Consider the following 15,290-nt stretch of genomic DNA (forward strand, 5'->3'; position numbering starts at 1 on the left):
AACGATGCCGCGTTAAGCCAGATTGCCGAGCAACATGGTGCCGTTGCCATGGCTAATCAGGAGAACGCAATGACTGGCATAATATTTTGGAGGGTCGCACTCTGTCTTGTGGCGCTTTGCGCCAGCACTTTCGTGAATGCCGGAGACGCCAGCCACTACAAGCAGGATGTAGAACTTTGGTATGCGGCTTTCGATAAGAACGACCCAAGCCTGATCGATCGTATTTTGAGTGACGACTGGACGGATATACGGAGCCAACCAGGCGCCGGGCCCTGCCGGCGCCAAAGAGGTGTTGCATCATTTGCACGGCACCTTCTCGAATTTCAGCATAAAGATTGAGGAAGTGTTGCAGGATGGCAACAAGGTCATTGTGCGCTCACGGATTTGCGGCGTTCAAAGTGGGACTTTCGCAGGCGTTACGCCCACTGGCAAAAGAATCAATATCACCGCCACCGATATCCATGAGTTCAAGGACGGCAAGATTGTCCGTACCTGGCATATGGAGGACTGGCTGACGGGCTTACATCAGCTTGGCATATTGAAAAAGTGAAGGTCTGGCAAAGACCATCGAGCGGTAAAATCGAGCCCTGAGAAGGCAAGCAAGTCACCTAAGGGAGGGTTGTTGAGATGGGCGACCGTCAATTCGCCAAAAAACGCCCCCATACGCGCATGCTGATGAGCGCTATTCTATTTTATCGAACCTAATGATCTAAATTAGTCAGCTACACAGGTTAGTCACCGAGGCGCACTATTTCTTCACTGCAGCGATTCATGGGAGTCGCGCAAACCTTGAAGGAAATTGCTCATGACGACTTCAGCCAACATCGCTCAAACCAACACTGTTGAACAAAACGACGTCACCCAGGCTTCGGCCTCATTGATCGGCCGCATCCTGCTCAGCGCCATTTTCATTCTCTCCGGTTTTTCCAAACTGGCCGCGCCGGCGATGATGATCGGCTACATCGGTTCGGTCGGTCTACCGCTGCCACAACTGGCCCTGGCGGTGGCAATCATCGTTGAAATCGGTGGTGGCCTGGCGCTGATCGCCGGTTACCGCACCCGCACCGTTGCCGCAGTGCTGGCGGTGTTCAGCGTGTTCACCGCACTGGCGTTCCACAATGCGCTGGGCGATCAAAATCAGTTTATCCACTTCTTCAAGAACATCGCCATGGCCGGTGGCTTGCTGCAAGTCGTCGCCTTCGGCGCCGGTCGCTTTAGCCTCGACGCTCGCCGTTGATTCCCCTCGCGCTGCTAAGGCCAAGCCTGCGTAGCGCTTTTTTCCGCCCTTCTTTTTCATTCTTCGAGACCTCCATGAAAGCCATACGTGTATACGAATACGGCAACTCTGAAGTTTTACGCCTGGAGGACGTTGCAGACCCGGTCGCCGGTGCAGGTGAAGTGCTGATCGATGTGGCTAGCGCCGGCGTCAATCCGATTGACTGGAAGATCCTGTCCGGGGCTATGAAAGCGTTTATCCCATTGCCGCTGCCATTTACCCCCGGAGTTGAAGTGGCCGGTACGGTGATTGCAGTGGGGCAGGGCGTCACTGAGTTCAATATTGGCGATGAAGTGTTTGGCTTCATCAACATTATTGGTGGCTACGCCACTAAAGCCGTTTCACCTATTTCAAAGTTGGCGATCAAACCAAAATCGTTGAGCATGTTGCAGGCAGGTGCTGTACCTGCTGCCGCACTGACCGCCTGGCAGGCATTGACCGAACACGCTGGCGTGCAGCGCCGCCAGAAGGTATTGATCCACGCAGCGGCCGGTGGTGTCGGCAGCATGGCCGTGCAGATTGCCAAGTACCTGGGCGCTGAAGTCTACGCCACGGCCTCTGCGCACAATCATGCTTACCTCAAAAACCTCGGCGCCGATTACGTCGTTGACTACACGACTCAGGCGTTCGAAGAGCTGGTATCTGACGTTGATGTAGTGCTGGATCTGGTCGGCGGCGATACGCAAACCCGATCGTTCAAAGTCTTGAAAAGAAACGGCGTGCTGGTATCACCGGTGAGCCTGCCGAACATGTCGCTGGCCAATGATTACGGCGTGACTCCCGCCAACTTTGCCACTCGCTCGGATGGCCGTCAGCTCTCGCTGATTGCCGAACTGTTCGACAAGGGCCATTTCACGGTCGACGTTGAAGCCTATGCCTTGAGTGACGCGAAAGTAGCGGTCAAGAAGAGCCAGGGTCGCCATCTGCGGGGCCGGCTGGTCCTGGATGCGACCAAGTAACTTCGTGCTGCAGCGTGCGCGTCCATCGTCGGGTTGGACGTTCGCGCCCTTTGCCGTTGGCAGCGTGCAGGGGTCTCCCCGCAGAATCAGGCAAATTGTCGGAAGGATCCGACTAACTGCCTACCAGCCTTTATTCCTGATCTGAACCTGTCGCGTTCATCTTCTGGATCACCAATGCGATGAACGCCGACACCGCACCGAATGCCGACACCCCCTACTCACTTTTTCCTGTACTAAAAAGTTAATATGATTCAGTAGATTGGACGTGAGGGCAGACGCCTGAACAACGAATTCCGATGTTCTAGAACTCTTTAGGTGGGTCTCTGTGCCATAAAATGCCGCCGCCTACTCGAAAGTCGGCGGCGGCCTCATCTCATTGCTTGGTCTGCGCCTTGTTTTTCTCTTCGATCTTCGCGTCTACCGCCGCGCGGATCTGGTCGATGCTGAAACTGGCCGGTTTCTGGCTCGGTGGATACTCGACAAAGGTTTGCAGGAACCTAGCCGCCTTGGCCACACCCGCTGCCAGCAGGTAAGAGTTCTTCACTGTCCAGTCGTAATACTGATCCGAGACCATGTCGGCCCGTTCATAGGGGTCCATCCGCACGTTGAACAGCTTGGGCACGCGCAACGGCACGAACGGGCTGCTCCATACTGTGAAGCCCCCGGGCTCGCGTTGCTCGGCGAACACCACTTTCCAGTTGTCGTAGCGCATCGACACCAGCACGCCGTCATCGTTGAAGTAGTAGAACTCCTTGCGCTCGCCTTTGGGTTGTTGGCCAGTCAGGTAGGGTAGTTGGTTGTAGCCGTCTAGGTGCACCTTGAAGCTGGTTCCGCCAGACGTCGGTGCCCATCCTTTGAGCAGCTTGTCCTTCACATCGGTTTCGCCAGCCGCGGCGAGCAGGGTAGGGAACCAGTCCATGCCCGAGAACAGCTCGTTGGACACTTCCCCCGGTTTGATCTTGCCTGGCCAGCGCACCATGGCCGGTACGCGGTAGGCGCCTTCCCAATTGGAGTTCTTCTCGTTGCGGAACGGTGTGGTCGCCGCGTCCGGCCAGGAGAACTGGTTCGGGCCGTTGTCGGTGGTGTAGACGACGATGGTGTTGTCGGCGATTTTCAGGTCATCGAGGGTTTTCAGAAGTTTGCCGACGTCGCCGTCGTGCTCGAGCATGCCATCGGCATAGTCGTTGCCGGGCATGCCGCTCTGGCCCTTCATCGAATCGCGTACGTGGGTGAACAGGTGCATGCGCGTGGTGTTCATCCAGACGAAAAATGGCTTGTCGGCCTTGGCCTGTTTCTCCATGAACGCCTGGGCCGCTGCAGTGGTTTCGTCGTCGATGGTTTCCATGCGCTTGGTGGTCAGCGCACCGGTGTCTTCGATTTTGCCGTCGGCGAAGCTGTGGATCACCCCGCGTGGGGTGCGGGATTTGGCGAAGTCCGGGTCATCCTTGGGCCAGTACGGGCGCTCGGGTTCTTCCTCGGCGTTGAGGTGATAGAGATTGCCGAAGAACTCGTCGAAGCCATGGTTGGTCGGCAGGAACTCGTCCTTGTCGCCCAGGTGGTTCTTGCCGAACTGGCCGGTAGCGTAGCCTTGTGACTTGAGCGCCTGGGCGATGGTGATGTCGCGCTTCTGAATACCGATCGGCGCGCCCGGTACACCGACTTTGGTCAGACCGGTGCGCAGCGGTGACTGCCCGGTGATGAACGACGAGCGCCCGGCGGTGCAGCTGTTCTCCGCGTAATAGTCGGTGAACAGCATACCTTCGTGGGCAATGCGGTCGATGTTAGGCGTCTTGTAGCCGACCACACCCATGGAATAGGCGCTGATGTTGGTCTGGCCGATGTCGTCGCCGAAAATCACCAGAATGTTGGGTCTTTCCGCAGCGCCGGCCGTTGCCGACAGCGCCATGACCGTAGTCGCCATCAGGGCGAGTTTCGGCAGCCACTTTTTTATGCGAGTCATCTGACTGGCTCCTTGTTGACGGGCGTCGCGCAGGGCGACCAGCAGCCATGTTCAAGCGTCATCCGGGACGATACGCCACCCGAATCAGGTGGTCGCAGGCGCTGGCCAGCGAAGGCGTCAGCCCATCCAGCATCAATGTCGGTAGAGCCGACGCCATCGCGAGCAAGCTCGCTCCTAGTGTGGCCATTGGTCGAACCGGAACTCCGGATACACACCTGATCCCCTGTAGGCGCGGGTGTTACTGGAAACCGGGCAGGCCGTCAGAGGCCTGCATTGTCGATGTGCAGCACGGCACCGGTGACGCTGGCGCCGGCGCCACTGGCCAGCAACAGCAGCGGACCATTCAGTTCTTGCAGGCCGGCACTCTTGCTTCGACCGGCAGCGATGACGTTGACGCGAATGCGGTGTGGCGTCAGCGACTGGGCCATGGCGCGGCTCATCCGAATGAGGCTGCTATGGGTGCGCAGGCAGGGGTTCGGCTCGCTGATGGGACGCGGGGGCGGCTCGATATTGACGATGCTGCCACCGCGTTCGGCCCTGATCATATGCAGGCTGGTGCAATGAACGACGTGATTGTTCAGGGCTATGTGCTCGCGTTCGGCGCTGTTGTTGATCAGCACATCGACGCTGCCGAAACGCTCCTGCACGGCATCCAGCGCGGCTTCGATACTGGGTCGGCGGGCGCTGTCGAGGCTGACGATCAACACTTCGCCACCTTCCCAGCGCAGGTCGGCCGCCAATTGCTCCAGTTGCGACGGATGCTGTGCGCCGAGGGCCACCCGAGCACCGGCAAGGCTGATCAGACGGGAGAAATGCGCACCCAGTCGGGTGGTGGCATCGGCCACCAGAACGGTCTTTCCAGCCATGGAAAATGGTTGCATGAGATCGCTCATGGGCGTACCTCCATCGGCACGGCGCGCCGGGTCAATACGGCGCGTGGCACAGAGAACCGCGGTGATGGAATGGGCGTGGCACCGAGCATTTTCAGCACCAGTTCCGAGTAATGTCGGATAACGTCATCGATGCCCCAGCGACCGTTGTCCTGGTACCAGACGCAGGCGTGGGTGAGCATGTTGAACAGGGTGCGCGCCATCAGTTTCGGTTCGGCGCAACTGAGCGAACCTTCCTTGACGCCTTGTTCCAGCAGTTCCTGCAACGCTTTCAGGTACAGGCGTCGGGCCTGGCGGACCTGCTCCAGATCCTCTTCGGCGAGGCTTCTGAATTCCAGGTTGCCGAGCATGGCCTCGTCCTGGTGTTCGAGGTGATAGCGCACGTGGCAGGCGATAAAGGCGAGCAGTTTTACATCGGCGGTCACAGCCTTTTTCGGCCGGCGACGCGTCCACTCCCGGGACAATCCCTGGAAGTACTCGAGGATCAGCTCCAGCAGCAGTTCGTTTTTGCCTTTGTAGTACAGATACAGCGTCGAGGCGTTGATGCCTGCTTCAGTGGCGAGCTGACGCAGGCTCATCGAGCCGTAGCCGTTACGCGAGATCAGTTTGATGGCGGCCAGGCGGATGTTGTTTTCAGTCATGTTCATGGTGTGATCCTGCGGCCTGTAGGAGCGAGCTTGCTTATGAAAAACGTCCGCACAATGCGGTCAGACGGCCTGCGTCATCGTTGGCGTCCATCGCGAGCAAGCTCGCTCCCACGGTTTGTTATTGCAGATTGCCGGCGACAGCGATGGTCTGGGCGGTGATGTAGTTCGACTCCGGCGAGCAGAACAGATACACCGCGTCCGCCGCTTCCTGCACGGTGCCCGGACGACCCAGCGGGTTGCGCTGGGCGAACGACTTGGCTGCTTCCGGGCTGATGCCGACACGAATGTCACGGCCTTCGATGTTCACCGTGGCGCCTGCGTGGGCGTCGGCCTTGGTCATGCGGGTTTCGATGAAACCGAAGGCCACGGCGTTGACGTTGACCTTGAAACGACCCCATTCACGTGCCAGCGCACGGGTCATGCCGATCACACCGGCCTTGGCCGACGAGTAGTTCATTTGCCCGGCGTTGCCGTTCAGGGCCGAAACCGAAGAAATGTTCACCACTTTGCGGAACACCTCGCGCTCTGCCGCCGCATCGGCCAGGGCCTGGGCCTTGATGATCGGGTAGGCGGCACGCAGGATGCGGAAGGGTGCCGTCATGTGGCAGTCGAGAATCGCGTACCACTGCTCGTCGCTCATCTTCTGGATCACGTCGTCCCAGGTGTAGCCGGCGTTGTTGACGATGACGTCAATGCTGCCGAAGTTGTCCATCGCGGTCTTGATGTAGCGGTCGCCGAAATCCGGAGCGCTGACGTTGCCGTGGCAGACAGCGGCTTCGCCACCCAGCTTGCGGATCATTTCAGCGGTCTCGTGGGCCGGGTCGGCGTCCAGGTCGTTGATCACGATGCGTGCGCCTTCGCTCGCCAGTTTCAGGGCGATCTGCTGACCGATGCCACGACCGGAACCGGTGACCAGTGCGACTTTGCCTTCGAGTTTTGCCATGGGGTGTTACTCCTCAGTTATCAGTTTTGTTTACAGAGCGATCACGGCGTCACCAATGATCTTGGTCTCGCCGTATTGATTGGTGGTACGCACTTCGACCTTGATGCGTTGCTCGCCGTCGACTTCGTAACGATCGACGACAGCGCCGGTGCAGGTGATCTGATGGCCCAGGTGGGTGATGCCGAGAAAGCGCACGCCGAACTCGCGCAATTGGCGTTGATCGACCCACTGGGTCAGCAAGCGGCCGAGGTAGGCCATCGAGAGCATGCCGTGGGCAAACACGTCGGGCATGCCCGCCCGGCGGGCGTAATCGGTGTCGATGTGGATGGCGTTGTGATCACCCGAAGCACCGGCGAACAGGGCCAGGGTGGTGCGGTTGATCGGCGGCAGGGCCAAGGGTGGCAGGGTGTCGCCGATGTTGATTTTTTCCAGGCTTATCGCGTTCATCTGTGTTCTCCGCTTCAGCTGTTGCGCTGCACGAGCACGCTGCGCAGGTCCGCTACGTGCTCACCGTGCTGATTGGTGACTCGGGTTTCGCGCACCACGAATTCCAGGGCGCCGCCTTTCTTGTCGTAGATGTCGGCGATGCGCACATCGAAGCGCAACGTGTCGCCGGCATAGGCCATGCGGTGATAACGGAAGGATTCTTCTCCGTGCAAAATGCGCGCGGTGACGATGCCCAGTTCGTCGCGCCAGGCGTTCGAAGGAATCTGGAATTCCAGCGAGAACAGAAAGGTCGGCGGCAGTGGCAGGTTCGGATGTCCAGCATCGCGTGCGGCCTGCTCGTCAAAGTAAATCGGGTTGGTTTCCCCGGAGGCCTTGGCGAAGAAGCGCAGTTGCCCGGCTTCGGCGGTAGCGAGGAAAGTGGGCAGTTGTCTGCCGATGTGTTTCTTGTCGATCATCGAAATGGCTCCTTTGCTGGGCGGGCGCGTCAGTTTTTCTGGTACACGGTGACCACGCAGGCGCCGCCCAGGCCGAGGTTGTGCTGCACCGCGATGCGCGCGTTCTGCACCTGGCGCTGTTCGGCGGTGCCGCGCAATTGGTGGGTCAGCTCATAGCACTGGGCCAGGCCGGTGGCGCCCAGAGGGTGGCCCTTGGAGAGCAGGCCGCCGGACGGGTTGGTCACCCATTGGCCGCCATAGGTGTTGTCGCCGTCGTTGACCAATTGCTCGCCACCGCCCTCGGCGCACAGGCCCAGGCCTTCGTAGGTCAGCAGTTCGTTCTGCGCGAAGCAGTCGTGCAGCTCGATGACGTCGATGTCCCGGGGCCCGATGCCGGCCTGGTTGTAGGCGATATCCGCGGCCATGCGCGTCATGTCGAAACCGACCACGCGGATCATGTCCTTGGCGTCATAGGTACTTGGCAGGTCTGTGGTCAGCGCCTGGCCGGCCATCAGCACGTCGGTGCGCAGGCCATGCTTCTTCGCGAACGCTTCGGAGACCACGATGGTGGCGGCCGCGCCGCAGGTCGGCGGGCAGGCCATCAGGCGGGTCAGCACGCCTTCCCAGAGCATCGGCGCAGCCAACACTTCTTCGGTACTGACCACATTGCGGAACACGGCCAACGGGTTATTGGCCGCGTGACGACTGGCCTTGGCGCGGATCTTGGCGAAGGTCTCAAGCTTTGTGCCGTACTTTTGCATGTGCGCGTAACCGGCACCGGCAAACTGGCGGATGGCGGTTGGCAGGTCCGGCATGCCGACCAGTTCGTTGGTCAGCTTGAGCGCCCGCTCCGTGGCAGGGGCACGGTCGGTCCAGGCGGACTTCAGCGCGCCCGGGTTCATTTGTTCGAAACCAAAGGCCAGCGCGCAATCCACGGCGCCGCTTTGTACGGCCTGGCGCGCCAGGAACAGGGCGCTGGAACCGGTGGCGCAGTTGTTGTTGACGTTGATCAGCGGGATGCCAGTCATGCCCACGCGATACAGGGCTTTCTGGCCACAGGTGGAATCGCCGTAGACATACCCGGCATAGGCTTGCTGGATGTGGCTGAAGTCCAGGCCGCAATCGGCCAGGGCCTGGCGAATCGCCTGTTCGCCCATGACGTCGTAGGGTTCGTTGGTCCCCGGTTTCTTGAACTGGATCATGCCGACGCCAGCAACGAATACCTTTTGGCTCATCGTGTGTTTCCTTTTTTGTTTTTGAGGGTCAGAGCTTGCGCGCGATCATTTCGCGCATGACTTCACTGGTGCCGCCGTAGATGCGATTGACGCGCGAGTCGACGAAAGCGCGGGCGATCGGGTACTCCATCATGTAGCCGTAGCCACCGTGCAGCTGGACCATGTCGTCGATGCATTTCCACAGGGTTTCGGTGGTGTAGAGCTTGGCGATCGCCGCTTCTTCCAGGGTCAGGCGGCGGCGCATGTGCTCGCCTAGGTAGTAGTCGACCATCACCCGCATGGCGGTGGCCTGGGCCTTGATGTCGGCGAGCTTGAATTTGCTGTTCTGGAAGTCCCAGATGGTTTGGTTGAAGGCCTTGCGGTCCTTCACGTATTCAAGGGTCTGTTCCAGCAGGCGCTCCAGCTTGGCGGCGGCGGACACCGCGATCGAGAAGCGCTCCTGGGGCAGTTCGCCCATCAGGTAGGTAAAGCCCAGGCCTTCTTCGCCAAGGCGGTTACCGACTGGCACGCGGACGTTGTCGAAGAACAGCTCGGCCGTGTCCTGCGCATGCTGGCCCACCTTGTCCAGCTTGCGACCATGTTTGAAACCGGCGCGACTGGCTTCCACGGCGATCAGGCTGATGCCCTTGGCGCCGGCGGCCGGATCGGTCTTGCACACGACGATGACCAGATCGGCGGTCAGACCGTTGCTGATGAAGGTCTTGCTGCCGTTGATCACATATTCGTCGCCATCACGCACGGCGGTGGTGCGCACGGCCTTGAGGTCGCTGCCGGTGCCGGGTTCGGTCATGGCGATGGCCAGGATGATCTCGCCAGAGCAGATGCCCGGCAGCCACTTCTGTTTCTGTTCTTCGTTGCCGCAGCGATTGATGTACGGCGCAATGACGTCGGAGTGCATGCCGAAGTAGGCGCCACTCACGCCAGCCCGGGCGAACTCCTCGTTGAACACCGCGCTGTGACCGAAGTCGCCGCCGCCACCACCGTATTCAGTGGGCAGGGTGATGCCGAGCAAGCCTTCACGACCGGCCTTGAGCCAGGTCTCGCGGTCGACCTGGCCGGCTTTGTCCCAGGCTGCCTGGCGCGGCACGCATTCGCGCTCGAAAAAACGGCGCACGGTGGTGCGAAACATTTCATGGTCGTCGCGGAAAACGGTTCGGGCGATATGCACGCAAGACTCCTCAATGATCGCGGGCCGGCTTGCTTGGGCCAGGCGCTGATGCAAGGCGCGACGTGCGCCTTTGAACTGAGGGTTACGATAGGGTGGGGGGGCTGGTGTGAACGCCACCCGAGGCGGGTGGCGAGGAGAGAATTTGCCGGCGGGAGAGGCACACCACAGCCCCTGTGGGAGCGGGCTTGCCCGCGAAAGCGGTGGTTCATTCGACATCAATGTTGGATGTATTGGCCGCTTCGTCGGATCGCCGCCCGGAGCAAGCCCGCTCGCACAGGGTCTTTACAGGTCTGTTATTGCGGGGCGGGATCACCCTGCGATTCCAGGTCACGCACCCGCGCCACCGCTTCGTCGCGACTGTTGACCCCGAGCTTGCTGTAGATATGACTCAGGTGCCATTTAACGGTTTCCGGGGACAGTCCCAGGGCGCGGGCGATTTTCTTGTTGGGCAGGGCCTGGGCCAGCAGGCGCACGACTTCGATTTCCCGCTCACTCAACGGCTCCATGCCGGCGGCGAGCGGTTTGCCTGCCGAGACCGGGGAGGGTTTGCCGGTCGGCGCGGTGGGCACCGTCACCTGGGCCGCTTGCAGGCGCTCGACGTAGAACGCTAGCACCGGGTCCAGGGTTTCTTGGCTCGTGATCTCCGAGATCAGTTTCAGTGCGTCCGGGTGGGCGTCGAGCAGGCTGCGCAACAAGCCGAAGCGTTGCCCGCGGCGCAGCGCCTCCATGACGTGATCGCGCGCGGCATCAGCATTGCCGCGCTGGGACTCGATCACGGCACTGAGCACCAGCAGCCGTACCGAGCCGAGCTGGCGGCGATGCAACTCACAAGTTTCGATCAGCTGTTCGATACGCTTCAAGGCGCCGTCCAGGTCGCCTTGTTCAATCTGCCAGCGTGCCCGCGCGTTCTCGGCCAGGATATGGATTTCCTTGAGGGCGCTTTGTCCTGCATCGGGATGGCGCGCATCGATCGCTTCCAGGCGCGCCAGTTTGGCGTGGGCCTGCCCATGCTCACCGAGAATCATCAGCCAGCGCACCTGCCAGGTCAGGCAGTAGGCTTGCAGGCGCTCCAGGCCGAGTTTGACGGCGTACTCGTCGAGCCGCTCGACATAGGCCAGGGCTTCCTGATGATTGCCCGCCAGCCATTGCACATTCCACAGCACCTGCATCACGCGCAGTACCGAGTCGGGAATCGAGATGCGCTCCAGGATATCGATCCAGCCCGAAAGCAGTTTGAATGCCGCATCGACGTCATTGGTTTCGTACAGCACCTCGCCCAGCAGCGCGGCGGAGAGGTAAGTCGCGTCGGCACCGGCCTTACCGCACTGGGCGGCTTCATGCATCACATCCCGATAGACCCGTTCCGCCTGCTTCATTTGGCCTTCCAGGGCGTGGCTCAAGCCAATCATGCAGCGACCTTGCAGACTGCCGGCGGTGGTTCCCAGAAGGGGTTCGCCATTGATCAGCAGCAGGGGCCGGTCGAGTTGTATCTGGCGCGCCTTTTCGTATTCGCCCCGGTGCATGTAGAGCCAGGAAAGGATGTTGGCGCACGAGCCGATGGCGACACTGTTGCTGCCTTGGGGTGGATTGAGCAATTGCGGCAGTACTGTCATCGCCGCGTCGGTGTCATCGCGCTGCAGCGCCAGGGAGGCACGCAGTATCGCGATCATGAAACGATCATGGACGTCACTCTCGGGCACGTCGTTGAACAGTTGATCGAGGCTGTTGGCGCACGCTGTGAAATCCCGGGCATAAAGTTGCATCCGCGCCTTGAGGATGCGCAGCTTCACCCGCGCCTGCACTTGTTCGACCGGCAGCAGTCGAACCAACTCGATCAACATGCGCAAGTCGCCGTGGGCATACAGCGCTTCGGCGTTTTGTTGCACCAGGTCGGCAGCAGCATCAGGGTCGCCCGACATCACGGCATGGTGCACGGCTTCATCCAGATGCTGGTGGTCACGGAACCAGGCCCATGCCCGCGCGTGCACGGCCTGTTGTTCGGCCTTGCTGCGCGAATCGAAGTACTTGAGCAATGTTTCACGCAGCAACGGATGCAGGCGGTACCAGGTTTCGCGCTGGGCGCTGTCCACGGGGATCAGGAACAGGTTGTCCCGTTCCAGGCGGGCAAGCAGGGCATTGGCTTGGCGAACCGCTTCCGGGTTGCCGCTGAGGGCGGCGCATAACGAGGCGCAGAAGCGGTTGCAGACGGCCATGAGCAACATCAAGTCCAGATCCGTCGGCGACAGATGGCACAGCACTTCGATTTCGAAAAACTTCGCGAAGGCCTGATCGTCCCGCACCTGTGTCTGGTCGGATGCGGCGACGAACGGGCGATTTTTCTTGCGGCTGACCGCCAGCAATTGCAAGCCGGCAACCCAGCCGTCGGTCAGCTCATGCATCAGCTTGGCGTCGCGGGCGCTGATGTCGCCCAGTTGAGCCTTGAGAAAGCGTTCGGACTCGCTGGGCGTGAAGCGCAAGTCGCGCAGATTCAGTTCCAGCACCAGTTCCTGGCTGCGCAACCGCGCCAGGGACAAAGGCACGACACTGCGTGACACCAGTGCCAGGTGCAGATTGGCCGGTGCGTAGTCGATCAGCCATTGCAGGGCCTGATGAATCCCGACGTCGGTCAGATGGTGCAGGTCGTCGAGCACCAGCACCAGTTCGCGGCCACGGTTGGCAATGCTGCGCACCAATGTGATGACGGTACGTTCTACCGCCTCGCTGTCGATACCACGACCTTCCAGCTGGGCGGCTTCGTGTACCAGATCCGGGTCGACCTGACCGAGGCTGGCCAGCAAGTAGTCCAGGAAGCGAGTCAGTTCGTTGTCATCGGCAGACAGCGTCAGCCAGGCCACGTCGAAGCCCAGCGGCAACAGCGCCTGGCGCCAGGCAATCAGGCTCGAAGTCTTGCCGCAACCCGCCGGCCCCTTGAGCACGATGCAGCGATGGCGACGCGCCTTGAGCATTTGCTCCTGCAGCGATTCGCGGGAAATCAGGCGCCCGGCGCTGCGTGGCGGGATCAGTTTGGTACTGACGATCGGCGACTGAGTCGGATTCAAGACCAGGCTGGAAGGCGTGTCCGAGGCGGTGGACTTGCGGGGTTTATCCATGGGGCTGTCCGAATCTTTTTTGTTTTGGGAAGGCACTGAACCCAGAGGAGTGTAACGCACCGCCAGCCAGTCATGGCCCTGTGTTTGGCATTCGCCACCCGATGCGGGTGGTGGTCGGCGAACAGGGGATTGATTAACTGGACATCACAAAATGGGGTGCTGCAAGGCGCTCCGTCAGAATAATGGAGCGACGGCAATGGGTGTACTGAGCGGCATTCGAGTGGTGGAATTTGCGGCAATCGGTCCGGCACCTTTTGGCACGATGCTGCTGGCGGACATGGGGGCCGACGTGGTGCGGATCGACCGTCCGGTGGCAACGAGCGACCTGGGTCCGAAGCTTGAAGGCAAGCGCGCCGACATTACAGGGCGCAATCGGCGTTCGGTCACTCTGGACCTGAAATGTCTGCAAAGCGTCGCCGCAGCACTGGAATTGATCGAACGAGCCGATGTGCTGATCGAAGGCTTTCGCCCCGGCACCATGGAACGTCTGGGTCTGGGCCCGGAAGTGGCGCTGGCGCGCAATCCGCGACTGGTTTATGCGCGCATGACCGGTTGGGGCCAGACCGGGCCGATGGCTGACCGTGCCGGCCATGACCTGAACTACATCGCCTTGTCTGGCGTGCTATCGGCCATTGGCCCGGCCGGTGGTCGGCCGGTGCCGCCACTGAACTTGGTGGGCGACTACGGCGGTGGCGGCATGCTGATGGCGATGGGCGTGCTGGCGGCGCTTGTGAATGTGCAACGCGGCGGGGCCGGGCAAGTGGTCGACGCGGCCATGACCGAGGGCGCGGCGCAGTTGGGTTCGGTGGTCTGGGGCCTGTTGGCCGGTGGTCACTGGACCGAACAGCGCGGCAGCAACCTGCTCGATGGCGGTGCGCCGTGGTACGACACCTATGAAACCCGCGACGGCCAGCACATGTCGATCGGTCCGATCGAATCGCGTTTCTACGCCCAAATGCTGGAAATCCTCGGGCTGGCAGGCGCCGACCTGCCGCGTCAGCACGACCGGGCTGGCTGGCCGCGCTTGCGTGAGGCCTTTACGGCGGCCTTCCTCAGCCGCACCCGGGTAGAGTGGGCAGAAGCGTTTATCGACAGCGATGCCTGCGTAGTGCCGGTATTGGGCCTTGTTGAAGCTGCGCAACATCCCCATAGCGTGGCTCGCGGCAGTTTTATCGAGGTCGATGGCGTCGTCCAGCCAGTCCCGGCCCCGCGTTTTCTCGGCACGCCCTCGGCGCAGCCGCGAACGGCGCCGCAACGTGGCGAGCACGGTCACGAGGCGCTGCGCGACTGGGGTTTCGACAGCGTCGCCATCGAGCGTCTGCATTCGCTGGGCCTGGGCTTCAAGGCCTGACCTCCCTCCCATAAAAAACATAGAGGTTAGTCCATGGCCATTCAGTTCAAGATCATCGATCACGTGGCAGTCATTACCCTCGATGCGCAAGCGTCGAACAATGCACTGTCCATCAGCGACCTGATGCACCTGCGCAAGACGCTGGTGGCTTGCCAGGATGACGAGCAGGTGCGGGTCATCGTGCTGACGGGCGCCGGTGAACGAGCGTTCTGCTGTGGTGCGAGCCCGCGCGAGCCGTCGCGCGGGTTGTCCGGTTTCATTGTCGGAGCGCTGAAAAGCCGCGAAACCGAGGCTGAGGAGGGCGGCTATGCGCGGCTGTTCGACCTCAGCGACCTGGAGATCTGGAAGCCGGTCATCGCCGCCATCAATGGTGTTTGTCTGGCCGGCGGTTTTGAACTGGCGCTGCAATGTGACCTGCGCATTGCCGCCGAAAGCGCCGCGTTCGGCTTGCCCGAAGTACGCGACGCGACCATTCCGGCGGCGGGTGGCGTGCAATACCTGCTGCGCGCGGTGTCCGCCGCCCACGCCATGAAAATGGCACTGACCGGTGAGCCGATCAATGCCCAGGAAGCCTTACGTATCGGGCTGATCATCGACCTCCTGCCACCGGAACGGTTGATGTCCGCCGCCCTGAGCCTGGCCGAACGAATCGCCGCCAATGGCCCCCTGGCGGTGCAGTCGATCAAGCAGTTGGCGGTGCAGACCGCACACCTGACGCCCCGTGATTTCGTGATTCAAACCCACTTGCACTGGGGGTTGCTGCGCGACAGCCAGGACCACGCCGAAGGGCGCGTGGCCATGGCCGAGCAACGCACGCCCAACTACATCGGTGCGTGACGCACCGCCCAGTGACTGAATGCGTTCTGACCT

The 15,290-nt window shown here is 61.1% G+C and carries 14 protein-coding genes; 5 read left to right on the plus strand and 9 right to left on the minus strand.

Annotated elements, in window-relative coordinates:
* Positions 1 to 229 precede the first annotated feature (229 nt).
* From J1D76_RS00515 to J1D76_RS00525, 3 genes are all read left to right on the plus strand, one after another.
* Positions 230 to 550: an ester cyclase gene (locus J1D76_RS00515; RefSeq protein WP_421136513.1), complete on the plus strand. Its 321-nt coding sequence runs from the start codon at positions 230 to 232 to the stop codon at positions 548 to 550.
* Positions 551 to 805: 255 nt separating this feature from the next.
* A complete protein-coding gene (locus J1D76_RS00520) occupies positions 806 to 1,237 on the plus strand; it encodes a DoxX family protein (protein WP_421136514.1) in 432 nt (143 codons plus the stop codon).
* A 74-nt stretch (positions 1,238 to 1,311) separates the two neighbouring features.
* The gene (locus tag J1D76_RS00525) at positions 1,312 to 2,235 is read left to right on the plus strand and encodes an NADP-dependent oxidoreductase (protein ID WP_421136789.1); all 924 of its coding nucleotides are present in this window, start codon (positions 1,312 to 1,314) and stop codon (positions 2,233 to 2,235) included.
* A 373-nt stretch (positions 2,236 to 2,608) separates the two neighbouring features.
* Here the strand turns inward: J1D76_RS00525 and J1D76_RS00530 are convergent, their stop codons facing one another.
* From J1D76_RS00530 to J1D76_RS00570, 9 genes are all read right to left on the minus strand, one after another.
* Positions 2,609 to 4,195: an arylsulfatase gene (locus J1D76_RS00530; RefSeq protein WP_421136515.1), complete on the minus strand. Its 1,587-nt coding sequence runs from the start codon at positions 4,193 to 4,195 to the stop codon at positions 2,609 to 2,611.
* Between the two features lie 260 nt (positions 4,196 to 4,455).
* Positions 4,456 to 5,088 carry an SDR family NAD(P)-dependent oxidoreductase gene (locus J1D76_RS00535; protein ID WP_419710470.1) on the minus strand — a complete coding sequence of 211 codons (633 nt, stop codon included), beginning with the start codon at positions 5,086 to 5,088 and terminating at the stop codon, positions 4,456 to 4,458.
* Complete coding sequence (locus tag J1D76_RS00540) at positions 5,085 to 5,732, minus strand: TetR/AcrR family transcriptional regulator (protein ID WP_419710471.1); 648 nt, start codon at positions 5,730 to 5,732, stop codon at positions 5,085 to 5,087. Before J1D76_RS00540 ends, J1D76_RS00535 begins: the two co-directional genes overlap by 4 nt.
* 118 nt (positions 5,733 to 5,850) lie before the next feature.
* Entirely contained in the window at positions 5,851 to 6,675 is an 825-nt protein-coding gene (locus J1D76_RS00545) for an SDR family NAD(P)-dependent oxidoreductase (protein ID WP_419710472.1), read from the minus strand.
* 30 nt (positions 6,676 to 6,705) lie between these two features.
* Entirely contained in the window at positions 6,706 to 7,122 is a 417-nt protein-coding gene (locus tag J1D76_RS00550) for a MaoC family dehydratase (protein ID WP_419710473.1), read from the minus strand.
* Between the two features lie 14 nt (positions 7,123 to 7,136).
* Positions 7,137 to 7,577, minus strand: a complete 441-nt coding sequence (locus tag J1D76_RS00555) for a MaoC family dehydratase N-terminal domain-containing protein (protein ID WP_421136516.1) — start codon at positions 7,575 to 7,577, stop codon at positions 7,137 to 7,139.
* A 29-nt stretch (positions 7,578 to 7,606) separates the two neighbouring features.
* The gene (locus tag J1D76_RS00560) at positions 7,607 to 8,791 is read right to left on the minus strand and encodes a lipid-transfer protein (protein WP_421136517.1); all 1,185 of its coding nucleotides are present in this window, start codon (positions 8,789 to 8,791) and stop codon (positions 7,607 to 7,609) included.
* Positions 8,792 to 8,819: 28 nt separating this feature from the next.
* On the minus strand, positions 8,820 to 9,920 hold the full coding sequence (locus J1D76_RS00565) for an acyl-CoA dehydrogenase family protein (RefSeq protein ID WP_421136790.1): 1,101 nt from the start codon (positions 9,918 to 9,920) through the stop codon (positions 8,820 to 8,822).
* 332 nt (positions 9,921 to 10,252) lie between these two features.
* On the minus strand, positions 10,253 to 13,069 hold the full coding sequence (locus tag J1D76_RS00570) for a LuxR C-terminal-related transcriptional regulator (RefSeq protein WP_421136518.1): 2,817 nt from the start codon (positions 13,067 to 13,069) through the stop codon (positions 10,253 to 10,255).
* Positions 13,070 to 13,265: 196 nt separating this feature from the next.
* On the opposite strand from J1D76_RS00570, the gene J1D76_RS00575 reads away from it, so the two are divergent.
* Positions 13,266 to 14,420: a CaiB/BaiF CoA transferase family protein gene (locus tag J1D76_RS00575; RefSeq protein ID WP_421136519.1), complete on the plus strand. Its 1,155-nt coding sequence runs from the start codon at positions 13,266 to 13,268 to the stop codon at positions 14,418 to 14,420.
* Positions 14,421 to 14,453: 33 nt separating this feature from the next.
* Complete coding sequence (locus tag J1D76_RS00580) at positions 14,454 to 15,257, plus strand: enoyl-CoA hydratase/isomerase family protein (protein ID WP_421136520.1); 804 nt, start codon at positions 14,454 to 14,456, stop codon at positions 15,255 to 15,257.
* The last annotated feature ends 33 nt before the right edge of the window (positions 15,258 to 15,290 follow it).

The organism is Pseudomonas sp. NFX15 (assembly GCF_049132105.1).
In the GTDB taxonomy this organism is placed as follows: domain Bacteria; phylum Pseudomonadota; class Gammaproteobacteria; order Pseudomonadales; family Pseudomonadaceae; genus Aquipseudomonas.